This is a genomic window from Zhouia amylolytica, from assembly GCF_900116365.1.
Lineage (GTDB): Bacteria > Bacteroidota > Bacteroidia > Flavobacteriales > Flavobacteriaceae > Zhouia > Zhouia amylolytica.
This window is the reverse complement of record NZ_FPAG01000011.1, coordinates 1-18557: the sequence shown is the minus strand read 5'-3', so window position 1 is coordinate 18557 and position 18557 is coordinate 1. Positions and strand designations below refer to the sequence as shown.

Below are 18557 nucleotides of genomic sequence, written 5' to 3'. Positions count from 1 at the left end.
ATTAAGTCTGCTAACCGAATCCTTCCTTCACCCTCATTTAACTTTCTACACCAGCATTCAAATTCAATTTTTAGTTTTTACTTTTTAAAAAATCTCCGTCTTCTTTTATGATTAAAACCTGATTCGTAAAAGGACTTTCCACTTTGATGTTCCAACCCTGCTCATGTAATTCTATAGAAGGCTGAATTTCTTTCCCTTTTACTTTTATCGGCTCCTGAGCCAGCTCATCCATAGAGGCTGCCCATTTACCATTTTTATTTTTGAAAGCTTTTTGTTTTCTATACAATGCATACAACTGCCATTTAATAGCTTCATCTTCCGGTATTTCAAAGGTTACCTTTTCATCTACTCCTTTGGAAGTAAAATACACATAACCCCAGTGTTCCGGTTCGTGCATATTAATAACTCCTTGCGGAGACCATACCCAGTTATACTCCGGTAAATACTTTCCGCTTTCATCTTTTTTACGCTGATACCTTCCATCTACCAATTCAAAATCCCAGTTTACCCTCGAAAAGTTGATTCTCCAGAATTCATCTTCAGGAATTTTTCCATGCGAATTAGCCTCAGTCAGGACTTTCCATGGCATCGCAATTTCAACACTCCATCCAGAATCTTTATCATTTGGATTATTCAGCGTACCGTTCACATGTACCGCCGTTTTTATGCCTTGAATATCCCAACTATCGAGCACTAGTGAATGTTCGCGATAAGGTTTTACCAATAATAAATCCCAAATTGTATTGAGCGCATTCATTTCGAATTCCATATAGTTATGGGTATCTCCATCCGGATCAATAAAAATTTCGAAGTCGTTGTTGTAAAATATTACTGTGTCGCGTTGTTTTAGCGTACCCCAAACATGAGGCTCCTCTAAATCGGCAAAGAAATATAAATATTCATCATCCCAAAGCATTTTCATATTGGTCTTATAGGTGGGTGTTTTCACCCCTTCAATATCGATGAAGTTATCACTCCACGGAGCTTTTTCCCAAGATTCCTCATCTGCTTTCCCATCTACCACTATATTTTCAGTTGTCTTATGGGCTACATAGCTCCTTGGAGCTTTGGAGGCTGATTGGGCACAAGCAGTCAATACAAAACCACTTGCCAACACAAACATCGAATGCTTTAATAAATGTGTAAAATTTCTTTTTTGACGTGCCATATTATAAGCTATTCTTTTTGATAAAATCTATTATTTCCGTTAGGTGGCCAAAAGCCATTGCAGTTACGGTATCTGCAGCTCCATAATAAAGGGCTAATTTATTCTCTTCATGCGAATGCAAGGCCGCACATGGAAACACCACGTTTGGTACATCTCCTGCCATTTCATACATTTCAGCAGGACCTAACATATAAGGTTGGGTTCTGTATTTAACTTTATCCGGTTCATTTACATCTAAAATAGCGGCTCCTACCGAATACCTGAATCCATTACAGGTGTTGATCACTCCATGATAGAACAACAACCAACCCTCATCGGTCAAAATTGGTACAGGCCCGGCACCGATTTTAGTACATTGCCATGCGCTATCTTCAAAAGGAGTGACTTTCATGACACATCTATGCTCTCCCCAATATTTCATATCCGGGCTATAGCTGATATAAATATCTCCAAATGGGGTATGTCCATTATCACTAGGTCGACTTAACATCGCATACTTTCCATTAATTTTCTGAGGAAACAAAACTCCATTTCTATTAAATGGAAGGAATGCATTTTCACATTGAAAAAACTCTTTAAAGTCAAAGGTATATGCAATTCCAATCGTTGGACCGTGATATCCATTACACCATGTTACCCAATAGCGATCTTCTATAAAAGTAACCCGAGGGTCATATTTGTAATCAGAGTCAATCATCTGGGTATTACCAGCCTTCATTTGAATTGGTTCGTGATTAATATCCCAATTGATCCCATCTTTACTAAATCCAGCAAAGATATTCATCTGCACCGCCTTATTATCACAACGGAAAACACCTGCATATCCATCTTCAAAAGGTACTACCGCACTATTAAATATACTATTCGATGTTGGAATAGCGTATCTGTCTATAATAGGGTTCTCATCATAACGCCACAATACGTCATTACTATTTTCAGGTCTATCCTGCCAAGGAAATTTACTCATCAATCTTAATTTTTATACTTTTTAACTTTATCTAACCATGTAAATTTGAGGATTCCCGAAGTTACTGCAAAAACCGCTGTCCATACAAATGCTTTCGGATAATCTCTAACCATAAAAAATATGGGCATTAATATCATACTGGACTGCCACACAATACCAATGGCACAATTTAGCATATCCATTCCAAAACTCTTATTACTGGTAAAGGTACTATCTTCATTCTTTAATTCTCTGTAAACAGGCTTCCACCATCCCCACGGACGTACATTCGAATAGAAACTTTTCAGGGTTTTCATATTTGTTGCCGGGGTTAAATAGGTTCCTAAAAAGCACCCTAGCAATGAACCTACAAAAATGATTGGAAACAGGTAGATTGCCGGAATATGTGCCAGCTCATACAATAAGGTTCCATCGATAAAATTATCCTTATTGTTATCCATTAAAAACTGAAGGGTCGCTATAATAAGTCCGGCGAGCATTCCCCAGAAATATCCCCAGCCATTAAAACGCCACCAAACCCACTTCAGGAAGTTTGCCGCAACATACCCACCATATAGTGCACTCGTGATCCATAAGGTTATTGAATTAATAGACTCTGCAAAAAAGCCCATAATAACCCCTAAGGTAACCACAAAGAACGATGCGAGGTGACTTGCCTTCACATAATGTCTGTCTGATGCTTCAGGCTTAAAATACTTTTTATAGATATCATTCACGATATAAGCAGGACCTGAATTCACAAAGGCTGAGAAGGTCGACATAAAAGCCGCCAATAACCCGGCTAACAACAACCCTTTAATTCCTACAGGCACATGAAAATTGATTACTTTAGGCAATACGATCTCCAGGTCGTTTGAAGTAACACTCCCCGAGGCAGCCATTTCAGGCGCTATATAAACCAATCCTATCACCACCACTCCTGCAATAAGGAGATAGCGTGGTATAAACAGCACAAGGTTTGTAAATCCGCTCATATAGGCTGCATCTTTTACCGTACGGGTCGAAAGAATACGTTGCATATCGTAAGATGGTGTAGGTCCGGCAACACTGGCAAAAAAGCCTTTTAAAAGTGTCATCCCGATAAAGGCACCGAACATTTTATATCCCTGGGTATCGATGAGATCATTGAAGGTTGCCAATTTCCCATCCCAAAATCCATTCAATTCATTTCCGAAGAAAACATTCTTCCATTCGGTAGGAATCAAAGCTGTTAATTCAGCATCCGAGATCGTAACAAAAGCATAAACCGCTACCAGGATCCCTGCCAATACCATGATCAGATATTGCAAGACCTCAGTCGCTACCACCGAATACATCCCTCCTTTAATCGTATAAATAGTCGTTAGAAAAATGATGATCAACGCATAACTTTGAGCAGCCGTTAACAAGACCGTATCACCTATAACAAGACTAACATCCCACGGAAGAATGACAGTCATGAACTTACCTACGCCCTCAAAAAAGTATGCAATAAAACCAACGGAGGCTACGATTGCAAAAATAGCTACTATCAGGTGGGAGGCTCTACCGGCTTTATCATCCCCGAAACGGGTAAGAATCCATTCTGAACCAGTCATGATATTTGATCGTCGAATCCACACCGCCAAAAACACCATTACGAATATCTGGTTCCAGATAGGCCACATCCACATAAACATAAAACTCTTAACTCCGTAAAGAAAAAGTATCCCTACCATCCAGGCGGTCCCGGAAACATCAAACATTCCCGACCCATTACTCAAGCCCAAATAGTACCACTTAATACTATTACCTCCTAAGAAGTATGAGTCAAGTCCTTTTGAAGCCTTTTTAGACACCCATACGCCAACAAATAACGTTAAAGCTATATAAAGCGCAATTATTACAACATCTATAATATCCATCTCTTGTATTATTTAGCTTTAACCCCCCAAGATTTATTGGGTTCCGATCCCATTACAAATTGAAGTTTACCTCCTTTTAATATCGCCTCATGCGAAATATTAGTTTGATTAAACGCTTCCCCATTGAGGGTTGCTGATTGTATATAAATATTTTTATCTGAAACATTTTCAGCAATAATTTCAAAAGACTTTCCTCCCGGAAGGTTTATGGTAGCTTTATCGAATAGCGGACTTCCGATTTCATATTCGGTTGAAGCAGGATTCATTGGATACAAACCGATTGAACTCATCACATACCAAGCGGACATCTGTCCACAATCTTCATTACCACTCAATCCATTCGGAGTCGTATTATATTGTGTATTCAGTATATGATTCACCCAATATTGTGTTCGCCAAGGTTTCCCGGCTCTGTTAAACAGATACGCAATGTGGTGACTTGGTTCATTTCCGTGTGCATACTGTCCTATGAGACCCGAAATATCTGCAGAAACATTATCTCCAGTAATCTCAGAATTCTCTGTAAACAACTGCTCCAGTCTTTCGGTAAAGATCTCTTCCCCTCCATGAAGCTCTATAAACTTTTCAACGTTGTGAGGAACGAACCAACTATGTTGCCATGCATTCCCCTCGGTATAATCTGTATGCTCTCTATGGTTAGAATGCTTCGGATCGAACGGCTCTCTCCATGACTTACCGTCTTCTGATTTCCCTCTCATAAATCCAGATTCAGCATCGAGCAAATACGTATAGGCTTCCGAACGATTTTTAAAATATTCATAATCCTCTTGTTTACCCAACGCCTTTGCCATTTGAGCAACACACCAGTCATTATAAGCATATTCTAATGTAATAGTCACAGACTCATCAATACTGGTATAAGGTATATAACCAAACTCCTTATAATATTTAAGTCCTCTTTCATCTTGCATCATGGTTTCTTTCATTGCGTTGAATGCCTTTTCGGCATCAAAGCCTTTAAACCCTTTTAAATACGCATCAGTAATAACCGGGATTGAATGATACCCTGTCATCGTATTCGTTTCATTTCCATAAAGCGTCCAAACCGGAAGTATGCCACGAGTATCGTAGTAAGCTAACATACTATTAATAATATCCGACACCTTCTCTGGTGCTATTATGGTAAGAAGTGGATTTTCAGCTCTAAAAGTATCCCATAAGGAAAGCGTTGAATAAGCTGTATAGTTTTCTGCCTTATCGATGGAATCATTTTCTTTTCTAAACTCTCCGTTTACATCACTAAAAGTTACCGGAGCCACCTGTGTATGATACAGAGCAGTATAGAAAATTGTTTTTAAAGAGTCTACAGGTGTTTCCACCTCAATATTAGTCAAGGCTTTTTCCCATACGTTTTCAGCTTTGGTTTTCACTTCCTCAAACGGGAAGCCTTCTTCATAGCCCTCCATATTGTCCTTCGCATTTTCAACACTTACCGATGAAAGCGAAACTTTAACTTTTAATTCAGTCCCCTTTGTTGCGTCGAAAAAGAACTGTGCGGCAGTTTTACTATCCGCTACCATCTTATCATCTATCGCAGCATAATCTTTATACAACTCATGAGCGGTAATAGGTTTTGAGAATTTCATCACAAAAAAGACCTTTTGGTTCTTTGCCCAACCGGTACTGTGTCTATATCCCGTCACTGTGTATTCATCTTCTATATTCAAAGAAGTAGCTAAAGGTCTATCCCAGTTAATTGCAAATCCAAGATCTACAATCACCGACTGATCATCACCTTCCTGAAAAGTATACTTATGGATGGCTGTTCTTTGTGCTGTAGTTAACTCAACATTCACATTATGATCTTCCAGATATAACTGATAATAGCCTGGGGAAGCAGTTTCATTTTTATGTGAATAAGACGACTTATAAGGAAGATCATCTCTACCTTTTATTTCTTTAGAGAAATCTATCTTTTTATTTATCGGCATTACCAGTATATCATTCAAATCGCCAATCCCGGTACCACTTAGCGCCAGATGACTAAAACCTACAACTATGGAATCTGAAAAATGGTATCCTGAACACCAATCCCACTTACTAATACCATTCACCGGGGTAACCTGCAACATCCCAAAAGGAACAGTAGCTCCGGGGTAGGTATGCCCATGTCCTCCGGTACCAATAAAAGGGTCTACATATGTTAAATTTTCATCAGACTGTAACGAATCAACTTTTTTATCGTCTTTATTACAGGCAACTAACATTCCCGTTAGAAATAATATCAGGGTATAATTTTTCAGCATATTGTAAAATTGTTAAGTTATCATTAACAGATAAGTGATAAATATTCATATTTTTAGCCTCGAAAGAAATAAATTTAGACCAGCAACATATTTGGAAAGCTAAACATCAAATAAAATCGTCTTGACAAATTGATGCGACTTATATGAAAACACTTGACAAATTTCTTAAGTTAAATGCTTCCAATGAATACCGGATAACAGTAAGGCATCACATTATTTTTTGGAGTATTTACTTTCTTTTTAACACCATTCGCTGGGGCAGTTACTACAATGACTATTGGTATTCGATCAAAGCTAATTTAGTAGGCTTTCCTATACATATGACCTTGTGCTATTTCAATATATATTTCTTAATGCCCAAGTTCATTTACAAAGGAAGATTTGTAAGTTACACCTTAGCTATATTACTCTCCATCCTTTTTATGGTAATGGTTAAATTCAACCTGACCTATTTTTTAATCAGCACCAATGTGTGGCCTGAAGGACCGGAGACTACCACTTTTACGTTTAATTATGCCTTGCAAATGATGCTTGGAGAATTCTATGTAGTATCGTTTGTAACTGCAATTAAAATTACTATTGATTGGTTTGGGGAAAGCAAAAGAGCTGCTAAGCTGGAGAAAGCTCAACTGGAATCTGAATTACGTTTTCTAAGAGCGCAAATATCACCTCACTTTTTCTTCAACACCTTAAACAATATTTATTCGCTATCCATAGAAAAATCAAACAAAGCTCCTGAAACCATCATGAAGCTTTCTCAATTGATGCGTTATATGCTATATGAAACAAAAGGAAGAAAACAAAGCCTGAAAAAGGAAATCCTGTGCATACAGGATTATCTCGATCTCGAAAGAATTCGTTATGGCGATTCTGTTAAAATAAACATGGATATTTCCGGGGATATTGAAGACAAAAAAATAGCTCCGATGTTATTGTTAACGTTTATCGAAAACTGCTTTAAACACGGAGCCGATAAAAGCATCCAAACTGTCATCATTAATATTGATTTTTCAATCGTTGGGGATTTATTATATTTCAGAGTAGAAAACACGTTGCCAGAAAGAGATAATATTGTAAAACTACCAAAAGATAAAAGCGGTGGAATTGGCATCAATAATGTAAAGAAACGTCTGGAATTAGGCTACACCAAAGACGAATACGATTTAAAAACATTTGAAGCAAACGATATGTTTGTCGTGGAATTAAAAATAAAATTGAAATGAAATTAAAATGCGTGATTATAGACGATGAGCCATTGGCGGTTAATGTGATTAAAAATTACGTATCTCAAATAAACTCTCTTGAGTTACTATGCACATTTAACAGTGCTATTGAAAGCATGGATTACCTTCAAAAAAATGAAGTTGATCTTGTTTTTCTGGACATCAATATGCCGCTTCTAAATGGCCTGGATTTTATTCAAAACCTGCAAAACGGGCCTTTAATAATAATCACCACAGCTCATGAAGAGTATGCGGTAAAAAGTTATGAACTGGAAGTGCTGGATTACCTTGTAAAACCGATTCCGTTTAACCGCTTTTTAAAGGCCGTTAACAAGGCCCAAAAAGAAAATGAATCTTCCTCAAAAGAACCGACAACCCCTGAAAAAGATTTCATTTTTGTAAAGATCGATAAAAAGAAGCTTAAGAAAGTTTACCTGGATGACATTCTTGCTATAGAAAGCCTTAAAGACTATATAAAAATAATCACTAAGACCAGTAAGTACATCGTTCATCAAACCCTTACGAGCTTTACTGAAGACCTTCCATCGGAAAGATTTATAAGAATTCACCGCTCTTACACCATTTCCATAGACAAAGTAGATGTCATTGAAGGAAACAGTGTGGAGATCGATGGAATTCGATACACTATAGGAAGAAGCTATTTAAATGACGTAAAAAGAATCCTTTTAGACGGGGCCTCGGATAACGATTAATTCGTCGTATCTTTTTTCTTCTTCCCAAATAAACTTTTGAAGGCGTTTTCTGCCGCCTTCTTAATATCGTCTTCCTTTTTACCTGCTACAGTATCTTTTTTAGAAGCCACAGAGTCCTTCTCCTTTTTGTTCCCTAACAAACTACCCAAGGCATTCTCTATTTCATCCTTGCCCTGATTTACCAACTTATCCTGTTGCTGCTTCACTAATTGTTGCGTCAGATTAGCCGTAGCCTGTTTAAGATCTGTAGAAACCGTTGGCTGGGTAAAAGTCCCCGCTATATTGGCCGTCACCGGAACCGTGATTTCTTCAGCATCACCATCGTTTAATTTCGCCAGCGCATTTTTAACATCATTCCCCAAATATTTGGCAGGAACATCAAAAGTCGCTTTATAACTCATGGTTTTATCAAAGCTATGAGAACCCGAAACATTGATAGCAACATCCTGATACTTTACCTGAAATGGCTTTACCTGCACCATTCCATCTTTAAAAGAAAGGGTAGTTTTCAAGCGATTTAAATCTATTTTATCAAGATCAATAAAATTAATTTTATCTCCCAATAACGATAATGCCTGAGAATTCTTTGGACTGATGGTACTTCCCAAAATCTCTGCTAATGCATCACCACTAACCGAAGCTAAATCTGGCGTGAAATCATTATTAAGATTCCCTCCTATGGTTATGTTGGAGTTCATTTTCCCTTGTAAAGCACCGGCAATTGGCGTTAGCGCTTTAAATAAATCTAACCCATTGAACGATTCGGCGATATCAAAGGCACTCATTCCTAAACTCATATTAAACTGCGGAGTTTCAGTTTTGGTTGAAACATCTCCGGATAAGGTAAGTTTTCCGCCAAAAAGGTCTGAAGAAACGTTTTCTAATATAGCTTTCTGATCCTTTATCCTAAGAACACCTGTTACATTTTTAAGCTTCAGATTATCGTAAACAACAGTATTTGCATTCGCCTTAACAGTAGCATCTAAAAAAGACGGAATCTTAATTTGTTCACCTGCCTGCTCATCTGATCTATTTTCTTCATTAGTCTCTTCCTGTTCGGCTGTTGCCTCACTAACCATAAAATCATTGAGCACAAAATTATTTGAATTTAAGGTGAAATCACCCTTCATATTTTCATTGTTAAACATAAACCCTAATAAATTAGCTATGGTTCCCTTCGCCTGAATATCAGTGCTTCCGGTTTTTGCTTCAAAAGCATTCAAGGCAACCGTTTTAGGGTTAAAGGTTACATCGGCAATAGCAATAGCCACCGGATGCTTCATCTCATCTGAGGTATATTCAAAATCCGACAACTTCAATCTGCCTTCATTCTTTGTATTCACATACTGCTCTCTCTCTATGGAGTTCATATCAAATTCAGTTTTGATATCAGCCTCAAGTATCCCTTTTAATGCCATTTCTAAATCAACAGGATAAGCTTTAGACAGGTTCGCTAAATTCAAACGCCCTTTAATACTGGCCTTCACCATTGGATTCTCTGTTAAATTGCTAATAAAAGATTGTGCGCTAAATCGATCTTCATCTATTCTAAACGACAACTGTTCTATAGCTACATAGGTATCCTTTACCAAACCTGATTTATTAGCTACAGTCGTTTTTAAATTTATGTCCTGAACCGACTTTGGAAGGTCTGGATATTTAAACGAAGCGTCGTTGGAAACTACCTGTATATTAAAGGCTGGAATATGAGTAGCATCGACGATTCCCTTAAAAAAACCATCAACCTCGAAATTACCTTTTGTTTCAACTTGCCCTATGTTTTTGGAATACACCTCAGGAATCACAGCCAGAAAGTTTTTAAAATCAGATGATGGGGTTTTAAAAGTAACATCCACCTCCTGATTATCATCATTCAACTTCACATATCCATCAAAAACTAAAGGCAACTGGTTAATGAGTGCCTTATTCTCCAGGAAAGTATATTTATTATTCTTTAAATCGACACCAATAAGGGCATCAAGTTTTAAACTGTTCTTATTTAAATACCGCACGCTATCCATCTCAAAAGACACCAATGCTTCGGTGTCGGTATCAAACTTAGCTTCCTCAGCGGACAGATCTCCACTTCCGGCATGGTTCAAACCATCAATCAATAACTGCATTTCAGAACCTTCATCAGTATAGCCAATTGTAGTTGAATTGATACTATAAGACTCCAAAGACAAGCTAAAGCCCTCCTGAGCATCATTAGGTGTTTCACTTTTTTCAGAAGCATCAGCTTTGGCAATATCATAATTTGCCTTCCCATCTTTATTGACCAACACATTAACTTTAGCTTCATCAATAACGAAACTATTGATCACCATTGGTTCTGATTTGTCTTTAAAAAGCTCTTTGACAGACATGGAAACCGATACGGTCTTAGCGACCAGAAGTGTATCCCCTTCAAATGGCTTAAAATTCACCAGGCTCATATCTTCTATAGTGACAGTAGCTTGCGGAAAGCTCTTAAAAAAACTGAGATCAACATCCGAAAAATCGAATTTTGCATTTAGATTTTTATTAACGGACTCTTTTACCAGGGTTTTTATTTTCCCTTCAAAAACAAAAGGAACTGCTATTAAAACACCTACTAAAACCAACAATAGTACAACTATAATCTTAAGAATTTTCTTTGCTTTCATATCGCTAAAATACCCAAATTACACTAATATCCGAGGCCTAACCACAGATTTAATAAAAGTTTAAAACATTAGCATTCTATATAAGCGGAACCGCTTAATACAACACTATCTCTTCACCGACTTTCAATTTAAAGCGGCGTCTAAAGATATATACGAATAAATACAGAAAAGGGGTGTCGATAGCGGCTACCATTATCTTAAAAACAAACCCACTAACCAACAACCCGTAAAACATACTCCAGGGAAGTACCTGAAATAAACACAGTAAAGAAACTACCGTAAAGGTATCTATAAATTGAGAACTAAAAGTTGAAAAGTTGTTTCTCAACCATAAGTGCCGACCGTTTGTATAATCTTTCCACAAATGATAAATACGAATATCTACAAATTGCGCAAGCAAATATGCCAACATTGAAGCCAATACAGCTATTGGAGAAAGCGCAAATACCTTCGAATACAAAATATCATTTACTGGAGAATTCTCTATGGCGGGCACTATATTACCTAACAACACTATCCCCATAGAAAAGAAGGAAGCAAATATTCCTGCAACCACTACCTGGTTTGCCTTTTTCCTGCCATAAATTTCAGAGATAAGGTCCGTAATCAAAAAGGTTATCGGATAAGGGAGTATCCCCACTGAAATCTCAAAAAGCGGAGCTCCAAAGATCTCCACTTCACCAAAAGGATTCCAATAGAAAAACTTCTGAAATATCAGATTCGAAACAACCAGGGCTGTTATAAACAATGCCCCTAAATAGAGATACACTTTAAAGGCAAGCTTTTTATCTTTTTGCGTCATCAACTACTGAATATACATTTCAAAAGGAATACGCGCCTGAATTCCTTTCTGTTGAAGCATCATTTTTAACTTCTTATACACCTGATAGGCCTCTGCCCCTATTTCTTCTTTAATTATATCTTCTTTGGATTGCGCCAGGCCAAATCGCGCAAATACTTTATCGAGGTTAATTTCATATTCCGGATAGTTGCGTACAGCATAATCACTAACCTCTACTAATTCAGCAGCATAGGCCACAGCATCATCCAGTCCTCCGATTTCATCCACCAATCCTATCTCCAGGGCCTCCGAACCACTCCATACTCTACCCTGGGCAATGCGATCAACTTCACTCACCTCCATATTTCTACCCTCGGCTACCCTTTCCAAAAAAGTCTGATATACCTGCTCTATACCTTCTGTGGTAACCTTTTTAAAATCTTCGGTCATTGGTTCAAAAAGACTGTACATTGTCGACTGCTTATTGGTATTTACCTGCTCTGCATTTATACCCCATCTTTCGGCGAGTTCATGGACATTTGGTACCACCCCAAATACGCCAATTGAACCTGTAATAGTAGAAGGTTCGGCGAATATCCGTTGCCCTCCAGCTGCAATATAATACCCCCCTGAAGCCGCTAAGTTCCCCATGGAAACCACCACCGGCTTAACCGCTTTTGTCAATTCTATTTCATTCCATATGATATCGGAAGCCAAGGCGCTTCCACCCGGAGAGTCTACGCGAAGTACGATAGCCTTTACTTTTTCATTCTCTCTCGCCTCTTTTAAAGCCTCGATCATGATACCCTGTCCAATAATATTGTCGTCGCCCTTTCCATAGCCTATTTCTCCTTGAGCATAGATCACAGCTATTTTATCTTTACCAAAAGACTTTTTCTTTTTAGACGCATGTTCTGCATATTCGGCTACTGAAACATATTCCACATCATCGAGCACATTACCTCCTATAGCTCTTTTCAACATCACCTCGTAATCACTATGATACATCAATGCATCCACAAAGCCATTATCAAGTGCCATTTGTGGAGTTCGGGCCGCCAATTCATCAGCAAATGCATCTAATTGCGCTACAGAAATCCCCCTGCTCGATGCAATATCAGACTTCACAGAAGACCATACAGAGCCTAGTAATTCTGATATCTGTTCTCTGTTTGCTTCGCTCATTTCGTCTGCCAGGAATGGCTCCACTGCACTCTTGTATTTCCCATGACGGATCACCTCCATCTTAACTCCCGATTTTTCCTGAATATCCTTAAAGAACAATACTTCAGAAGATAAGCCTCTGAAATCCATCTCACCAACAGGATTCAGGAATACCGAATCAGCCACCGAGGCTAAATAATAATCTTTCTGCGTATAGAAATCTCCGTAAGCATACACAAACTTTCCTGATTCTTTAAAATCAGCCAAGGCATCACGAATGGCTTTAGCCTGAGCGGTGCCTCCCATAAATACCTTACTATAGATACTAACCCCTTTAATCTTATCATCCTCTTTGGCAAAATGAATAGCATCAATAACATTATTCAAGCCGTCATAATTTTCAAATTTGTATTCAAAATCAACAAAATTGTATTTGCCACCATAATCTTTTAATGGCTGTGAAAGGCTGATTTGTAATACTGAATTATCCTTAACCGGAATAATGGCTTCCTGATTTCCTGCAAAAGCGATAAAAATTAAAAACACCATAAAAATAATCCCCAGTGCTACCAGAGTTCCCAGTATAGAGGCTAATAAATTTCGAAGAAATTTCATTGCAATCTTTTTTTTTAAAAACCCCTTAATTGAGGTTCATGCTATTCTACTTATTTAGTCTTAAAACCGAGGTGATTGTTACAGTTTCTACTGTAGATTTACAACCTACCCTCACCCGCTAAAACTTATCAACAATAAAAACAAAGATAAAACTTTGTTGATTTCTTTTGTTTACTTTGCCATTTGATTATGAAGAAATTTAAACGCGCATATTTATCCATAGGGAGCAATCAGGGCGAGAAGTATGAAAACCTGCAGAAAACGGTAGATCGTTTAAACCTGCAAGCGGGCCATGTTGTTGCCAGTTCAAAAATATACACCAGTCCGGCATGGGGATTTGAAAGCGATGATTTTCTAAATGCGTGCCTCGCTATTGACACCACCTTAAACCCTGAGGAGTTGTTAAAAGTAATGCTTAAAATCGAGGAAAGCCTCGGCAGAGTTCGTTCTGATCAAAAAGGTTATGCAGCCCGTACGATTGATATCGACATTATTTTTTACGAAGATGAAATAATCGACACCAGCATATTAAAAGTTCCGCACCCTTTCCTGGAGCTTCGGAAATTTGTATTGTTACCTTTAGCAGATATCGCTCCCGATAAAATCCACCCCAAATTAAACAAAAGCGTTACCGAACTACTTCAAAACTGTAAAGATGATAGCGCTTTAGTAACGTATCCAAAAACGTTGAGAGTAAAAAAAAACGACTTTTCTAAATTCAAACTCCTTGCTATAGAGGGTAATATTGGTGCCGGAAAAACAACCCTGGCCACTAAAATTGCAGATGATTTTAATGGAAAACTTATCCTGGAGCGATTTGCAGACAACCCCTTTTTACCAAAGTTCTATAATGACATGCAGCGCTATGCGTTTTCGTTGGAAATGTCGTTTTTAGCAGATCGCTATCAACAGTTCACTGACGACACCTCTCAGTTTGATTTGTTCAAGGACTTTATGGTAAGTGATTATGATATTTTCAAATCACTGGTTTTTGCCAAAGTAACCCTGCATGCAGATGAATTTACCTTATATCGCAAAATCTTCAACTTCATGTACAAAGAGGTTATAAAGCCTGATGTGTATGTATACCTCTATCAGAATACGGATCGCCTGTTAGAGAACATAAAAAAAAGAGGAAGAAACTACGAGCAAAAAATTGCACCTGAATACCTGGAGTCTATCAACAGGGCCTATCTCGATTATATAAAAACACACGAAACTTTAAATTCATTGGTCATTGATGTATCAGAAATGGACTTCGTAAAACGGGAAGATGACTACCACCTCATTGTCGACCAAATACATGATTTCTACAACGAGCGTTAATTTTTAAGAAAAATTCTTAACATTTTTTTTGCATTTTTGCGAAAGGTTTTATTATTTAGACCCCGAATTGAAGAGAAAACTAGCTAACTTTACTTAATATATTGACTGAGGAGGAGCCCAAAAGGCTCCTTTTCTTTATTTAGATAGCTTGCAAAATAAATCCCATATCACTACGCCGGCACTTACGGCTATATTCAGTGAATGCTTGGTTCCGTATTGTGGAATTTCAATAACGTTATCTGAGGCCGACACCACTTTTTGTGACACCCCTTTTACTTCATTACCAAAAACCACAGCATATTTTTGATCTGAATCGACCTTAAAATCATTTAACATGGTGGCATTTTCAGCCTGCTCCACAGAAAGCACTTTAACGCCATCCTCCTGTAAGCGTTTAACTAATTCTAATGTATCCTCTTCATATTCCCAAACAACACTCTCAGTGGCTCCAAGGGCAGTTTTCTGGATATCCTTATGGGGTGGACATGCCGTGATACCACACAAATAAATCTTTTCTATTAAAAAAGCATCAGAAGTACGAAACACCGAACCGATATTATTCAGACTTCTTATGTTATCTAAAATAACGATTAAAGGTGTCTTCTTCACTTCCTTAAACGCTTCAACATTCAATCGCTCTAACTCACTATTTCTAAGCTTTCGCATATAATCAATTTTAGGCAAAAATAAGATGCATTCCTTGATTAACCATATAATCCCAAAAGGAAATCAACAAAAGCTGTTTATAAGAGATGATAAGATTAGTGGCATTAAAATATGAAAACCTTTACCTTCGCTTTTAGAATAAAAACGAAGAACATTGGCAGCATCTAAGAGCAAGAAGGAAACACCGTTAATGAAGCAATACAACCAAATTAAGGCAAAGTACCCCGATGCCTTATTACTTTTCAGGGTTGGTGATTTTTATGAAACATTTGGAGATGATGCAGTACGTGCAGCTAAAATTCTGGGAATCGTTTTAACCCATCGTAACAATGGCGGTGATAAAACGGAACTTGCCGGTTTTCCTCATCACTCCCTGAACACCTATTTACCAAAATTGGTGAAATCGGGTTGCAGGGTAGCTATTTGTGATCAACTGGAAGACCCGAAACAAACCAAAACCATTGTAAAGAGAGGTGTTACCGAGTTAGTTACTCCGGGCGTAGCTCTTAATGATGATATTCTAACGGCAAAATCCAACAACTTCTTATGTGCGATCCACTTTACTAAAAAACAATTAGGGATTGCCTTTCTCGATGTTTCTACCGGCGAGTACCTGACTGCCCAGGGAAATGACGAGCACATAGATAAACTTTTACAGAATTTCAACCCTAGTGAGATTCTCGTTTCTAAAAAACACAAACAAGACTTTTATGCCCTGTTTGGTAATGAGCACCATACCTATTTTCAGGAAGATTGGATCTTTCAGGAGGATTACGCTCACGAGACCCTGAATAAGCATTTTAAAACCGCTTCTTTAAAGGGTTTTGGTATCGACCATTTACACGAAGGTATTATAGCCAGTGGAGCCGTTTTACACTATTTATCGGAAACGCAGCACCACCAATTACAACATATAACGGCCATTAACCGAATTGCCGCAGAAGAACACGTCTGGATGGATCGTTTTACGATCAGAAATCTGGAGCTTTACCAGTCGACTGCCAGCAACGCGGTTACGCTTATCGACATTATCGACAAGACTATTTCTCCGATGGGCGGACGTACGCTTAAACGATGGCTGGCATTACCCTTAAAAAACATCGATCGCATAAAACAGCGACATGAGGTAGTTGAGTATTTATTGCAACATGAGGATAAGCTTCAAAAAATACAAGCTTACATTAAACAGATCAGTGATATTGAAAGGCTCATCTCTAAAGTTGCTACCGGAAAGATCAATCCGCGTGAGGTAATATTCCTTAAAAACTCTTTAGAGGCTATCGTCCCAATCAAGGCACTTGCAGAACAGAGCGAGAACGACTCCTTAAAAGCGATGGGTGATGCGTTTCACCTATGCGAGCACTTGAGAGCCAAGATCAAGGAAATGCTTCATGAAGAGGCTCCTATTCACGTAAATAAAGGGGCTGTAATTGCAGAAGGATACTCTAAGGATCTGGACGAATTGCGTGGCCTCGCTTTTTCAGGCAAGGACTATCTCGATAAGATGCTGGCACGTGAAACCGAGCGTACCGGGATTCCTTCCCTTAAAATAGCTTCCAACAATGTATTTGGGTATTACATAGAAGTGCGCAATACGCACAAAGACAAAGTACCGGAGGAATGGATAAGAAAGCAAACCCTGGTAAATGCAGAGCGATATATCACAGAAGAACTCAAAGAATACGAAGCGAAGATATTAGGTGCTGAAGAAAAGATATTACAATTAGAGCAGCAATTATTCACCCAATTGGTTGTCTGGATGTATGAGTATATCGAACCGGTACAGCGCAATGCGGCTCTTATTGGGCAACTCGATTGTTTATGTGGGTTTTCACAACTCGCCAGGGATCATAAATATGTACGACCGGAAATTACTGAATCCTTCGACCTCCACATTAAAAATGGTCGCCATCCGGTTATAGAAAAACAACTACCTATTGGCGAACCTTATATTGCCAACGACGTTACCTTAAGCCGGGAGGAGCAGCAGATCATCATGATCACCGGACCGAATATGAGTGGTAAATCGGCTATCTTAAGACAAACAGCCCTGATTGTGCTATTGGCTCAAATGGGAAGTTACGTACCGGCTGATGCTGCTGAAATAGGACTTATTGACAAGATATTTACCCGTGTCGGAGCGAGCGATAATATTTCTATGGGTGAATCTACCTTTATGGTGGAGATGAACGAAACCGCCTCGATATTAAACAACATTTCAGATCGAAGCCTGGTACTGTTAGACGAAATCGGAAGAGGAACCAGCACCTATGATGGTATTTCCATTGCCTGGGCCATTTCTGAGTATTTACACGAGCACCCGGCCAAGGCTAAAACCCTTTTTGCTACACATTACCACGAGCTCAATGAAATGACCGAAACCTTTAAACGTATTAAAAATTACAATGTTTCGGTTAAAGAGCTAAAGGATAATGTGCTTTTTCTCAGAAAACTTGTAAAAGGCGGCAGTGAGCACAGTTTCGGGATCCATGTAGCCAAGATGGCCGGAATGCCACAACAGGTTATCCATCGCGCCAATAAGATCCTTAAAAAGCTTGAAAAGTCGCATAGCAGTGACGAGCTTACAGAAAACCTGAAAGAGGCTCAGGATGATGAAATGCAACTAAGCTTTTTTAACCTTGATGATCCGCTTTTAGAAGAGATCAAAGAAGAGATTATTCATACGGATATTGACACCCTGACTCCTGTTGAAGCCTTGATGAAACTTAATGAAATAAAAAGAATGCTCATTAAAAAGAAAAAGGCATAATTGAAAATCAATAGGTTATAAAATTAATTTCTTTTTTTATCGAAAATCCTTTGGAATTAGAAGAAATGTTTTAAATTTGCATCCGCAATAACGAATTGCACACGTTCATTAAGAAAGGCGAAAATAGCTCAGCTGGTAGAGCGCAACCTTGCCAAGGTTGAGGTCGCGGGTTCGAACCCCGTTTTTCGCTCGAATGCGCGCTGATTGAACAGCGCTTTTTTTATGCCAACAGCGGCTCGAGTGGTGGAATTGGTAGACACGTTGGACTTAAAATCCAATGAACAGTAATGTTCGTGCGGGTTCAAGTCCCGCCTCGAGTACAGATCAATAAAGGTCAGGACGAAAGTCTTGACCTTTTTTGTTTTAAGC

Annotated in this window: 12 protein-coding genes and 2 tRNA genes; 6 read left to right on the top strand and 8 right to left on the bottom strand. The window is 38.4% G+C overall.

Annotated elements, in window-relative coordinates:
• Positions 1 to 70 precede the first annotated feature (70 nt).
• Genes BM361_RS16205 through BM361_RS16190 form a run of 4 tightly spaced genes read right to left on the bottom strand, consistent with a single transcriptional unit; the run spans position 71 to position 6285 of the window.
• Positions 71 to 1168: a carbohydrate-binding family 9-like protein gene (locus BM361_RS16205; RefSeq protein ID WP_083425987.1), complete on the bottom strand. Its 1098-nt coding sequence runs from the start codon at positions 1166 to 1168 to the stop codon at positions 71 to 73.
• Position 1169: 1 nt separating this feature from the next.
• The gene (locus BM361_RS16200; protein ID WP_038266641.1) at positions 1170 to 2135 is read right to left on the bottom strand and encodes a glycoside hydrolase family 130 protein; all 966 of its coding nucleotides are present in this window, start codon (positions 2133 to 2135) and stop codon (positions 1170 to 1172) included.
• Between the two features lie 5 nt (positions 2136 to 2140).
• Complete coding sequence (locus BM361_RS16195) at positions 2141 to 4018, bottom strand: sodium:solute symporter family protein (RefSeq protein WP_074980159.1); 1878 nt, start codon at positions 4016 to 4018, stop codon at positions 2141 to 2143.
• A gap of 8 nt (positions 4019 to 4026) precedes the next feature.
• Positions 4027 to 6285, bottom strand: coding sequence for a GH92 family glycosyl hydrolase (locus tag BM361_RS16190; protein WP_074980157.1), 2259 nt, complete (start codon positions 6283 to 6285; stop codon positions 4027 to 4029).
• A 143-nt stretch (positions 6286 to 6428) separates the two neighbouring features.
• Between BM361_RS16190 and BM361_RS16185 the strand changes: the two genes are divergently transcribed.
• Together BM361_RS16185 and BM361_RS16180 are read left to right on the top strand one after the other, a co-directional pair.
• On the top strand, positions 6429 to 7508 hold the full coding sequence (locus BM361_RS16185; RefSeq protein WP_038266647.1) for a sensor histidine kinase: 1080 nt from the start codon (positions 6429 to 6431) through the stop codon (positions 7506 to 7508).
• The gene (locus tag BM361_RS16180; RefSeq protein ID WP_038266651.1) at positions 7505 to 8221 is read left to right on the top strand and encodes a LytR/AlgR family response regulator transcription factor; all 717 of its coding nucleotides are present in this window, start codon (positions 7505 to 7507) and stop codon (positions 8219 to 8221) included. Before BM361_RS16185 ends, BM361_RS16180 begins: the two co-directional genes overlap by 4 nt.
• On the opposite strand, the gene BM361_RS16175 is transcribed toward BM361_RS16180, so the two are convergent.
• The 3 genes from BM361_RS16175 to sppA form a co-directional block, all read right to left on the bottom strand.
• Positions 8218 to 10866, bottom strand: a complete 2649-nt coding sequence (locus BM361_RS16175) for an AsmA-like C-terminal region-containing protein (protein WP_074980156.1) — start codon at positions 10864 to 10866, stop codon at positions 8218 to 8220. The genes BM361_RS16180 and BM361_RS16175 overlap by 4 nt on opposite strands.
• 94 nt (positions 10867 to 10960) lie before the next feature.
• The gene (locus tag BM361_RS16170) at positions 10961 to 11668 is read right to left on the bottom strand and encodes a queuosine precursor transporter (RefSeq protein ID WP_074980154.1); all 708 of its coding nucleotides are present in this window, start codon (positions 11666 to 11668) and stop codon (positions 10961 to 10963) included.
• A gap of 3 nt (positions 11669 to 11671) precedes the next feature.
• Entirely contained in the window at positions 11672 to 13426 is a 1755-nt protein-coding gene (gene sppA, locus BM361_RS16165; RefSeq protein WP_074980153.1) for a signal peptide peptidase SppA, read from the bottom strand.
• 189 nt (positions 13427 to 13615) lie between these two features.
• Here sppA and folK point away from each other — a divergent pair, with 189 nt between their 5' ends.
• Positions 13616 to 14752 (top strand): 2-amino-4-hydroxy-6-hydroxymethyldihydropteridine diphosphokinase, encoded by a 1137-nt coding sequence (gene folK, locus BM361_RS16160; RefSeq protein ID WP_074980151.1) that lies wholly within the window; start codon positions 13616 to 13618, stop codon positions 14750 to 14752.
• A 135-nt stretch (positions 14753 to 14887) separates the two neighbouring features.
• Here folK and BM361_RS16155 read toward each other — a convergent pair whose 3' ends face one another.
• Positions 14888 to 15418: an RNA methyltransferase gene (locus BM361_RS16155; protein WP_038266661.1), complete on the bottom strand. Its 531-nt coding sequence runs from the start codon at positions 15416 to 15418 to the stop codon at positions 14888 to 14890.
• A 190-nt stretch (positions 15419 to 15608) separates the two neighbouring features.
• On the opposite strand from BM361_RS16155, the gene mutS reads away from it, so the two are divergent.
• From mutS to BM361_RS16140, 3 genes are all read left to right on the top strand, one after another.
• Entirely contained in the window at positions 15609 to 18188 is a 2580-nt protein-coding gene (gene mutS / locus BM361_RS16150; protein WP_074980182.1) for a DNA mismatch repair protein MutS, read from the top strand.
• A 117-nt stretch (positions 18189 to 18305) separates the two neighbouring features.
• Positions 18306 to 18378 (top strand) — tRNA-Gly (locus BM361_RS16145).
• A gap of 44 nt (positions 18379 to 18422) precedes the next feature.
• Positions 18423 to 18508: transfer RNA gene (locus BM361_RS16140), tRNA-Leu, on the top strand.
• The last annotated feature ends 49 nt before the right edge of the window (positions 18509 to 18557 follow it).

Bases quoted from the DNA above. Each gene is read 5' to 3' on its own strand.
- BM361_RS16205 (WP_083425987.1), bottom strand. From the start codon at position 1,168: ATGGCACGTCAAAAAAGAAATTTTACACATTTATTAAAGCATTCGATG.
- BM361_RS16200 (WP_038266641.1), bottom strand. From the start codon at position 2,135: ATGAGTAAATTTCCTTGGCAGGATAGACCTGAAAATAGTAATGACGTA.
- BM361_RS16195 (WP_074980159.1), bottom strand. From the start codon at position 4,018: ATGGATATTATAGATGTTGTAATAATTGCGCTTTATATAGCTTTAACG.
- BM361_RS16190 (WP_074980157.1), bottom strand. From the start codon at position 6,285: ATGCTGAAAAATTATACCCTGATATTATTTCTAACGGGAATGTTAGTT.
- BM361_RS16185 (WP_038266647.1), top strand. From the start codon at position 6,429: ATGAAAACACTTGACAAATTTCTTAAGTTAAATGCTTCCAATGAATAC.
- BM361_RS16180 (WP_038266651.1), top strand. From the start codon at position 7,505: ATGAAATTAAAATGCGTGATTATAGACGATGAGCCATTGGCGGTTAAT.
- BM361_RS16175 (WP_074980156.1), bottom strand. From the start codon at position 10,866: ATGAAAGCAAAGAAAATTCTTAAGATTATAGTTGTACTATTGTTGGTT.
- BM361_RS16170 (WP_074980154.1), bottom strand. From the start codon at position 11,668: ATGACGCAAAAAGATAAAAAGCTTGCCTTTAAAGTGTATCTCTATTTA.
- sppA (WP_074980153.1), bottom strand. From the start codon at position 13,426: ATGAAATTTCTTCGAAATTTATTAGCCTCTATACTGGGAACTCTGGTA.
- folK (WP_074980151.1), top strand. From the start codon at position 13,616: ATGAAGAAATTTAAACGCGCATATTTATCCATAGGGAGCAATCAGGGC.
- BM361_RS16155 (WP_038266661.1), bottom strand. From the start codon at position 15,418: ATGCGAAAGCTTAGAAATAGTGAGTTAGAGCGATTGAATGTTGAAGCG.
- mutS (WP_074980182.1), top strand. From the start codon at position 15,609: ATGAAGCAATACAACCAAATTAAGGCAAAGTACCCCGATGCCTTATTA.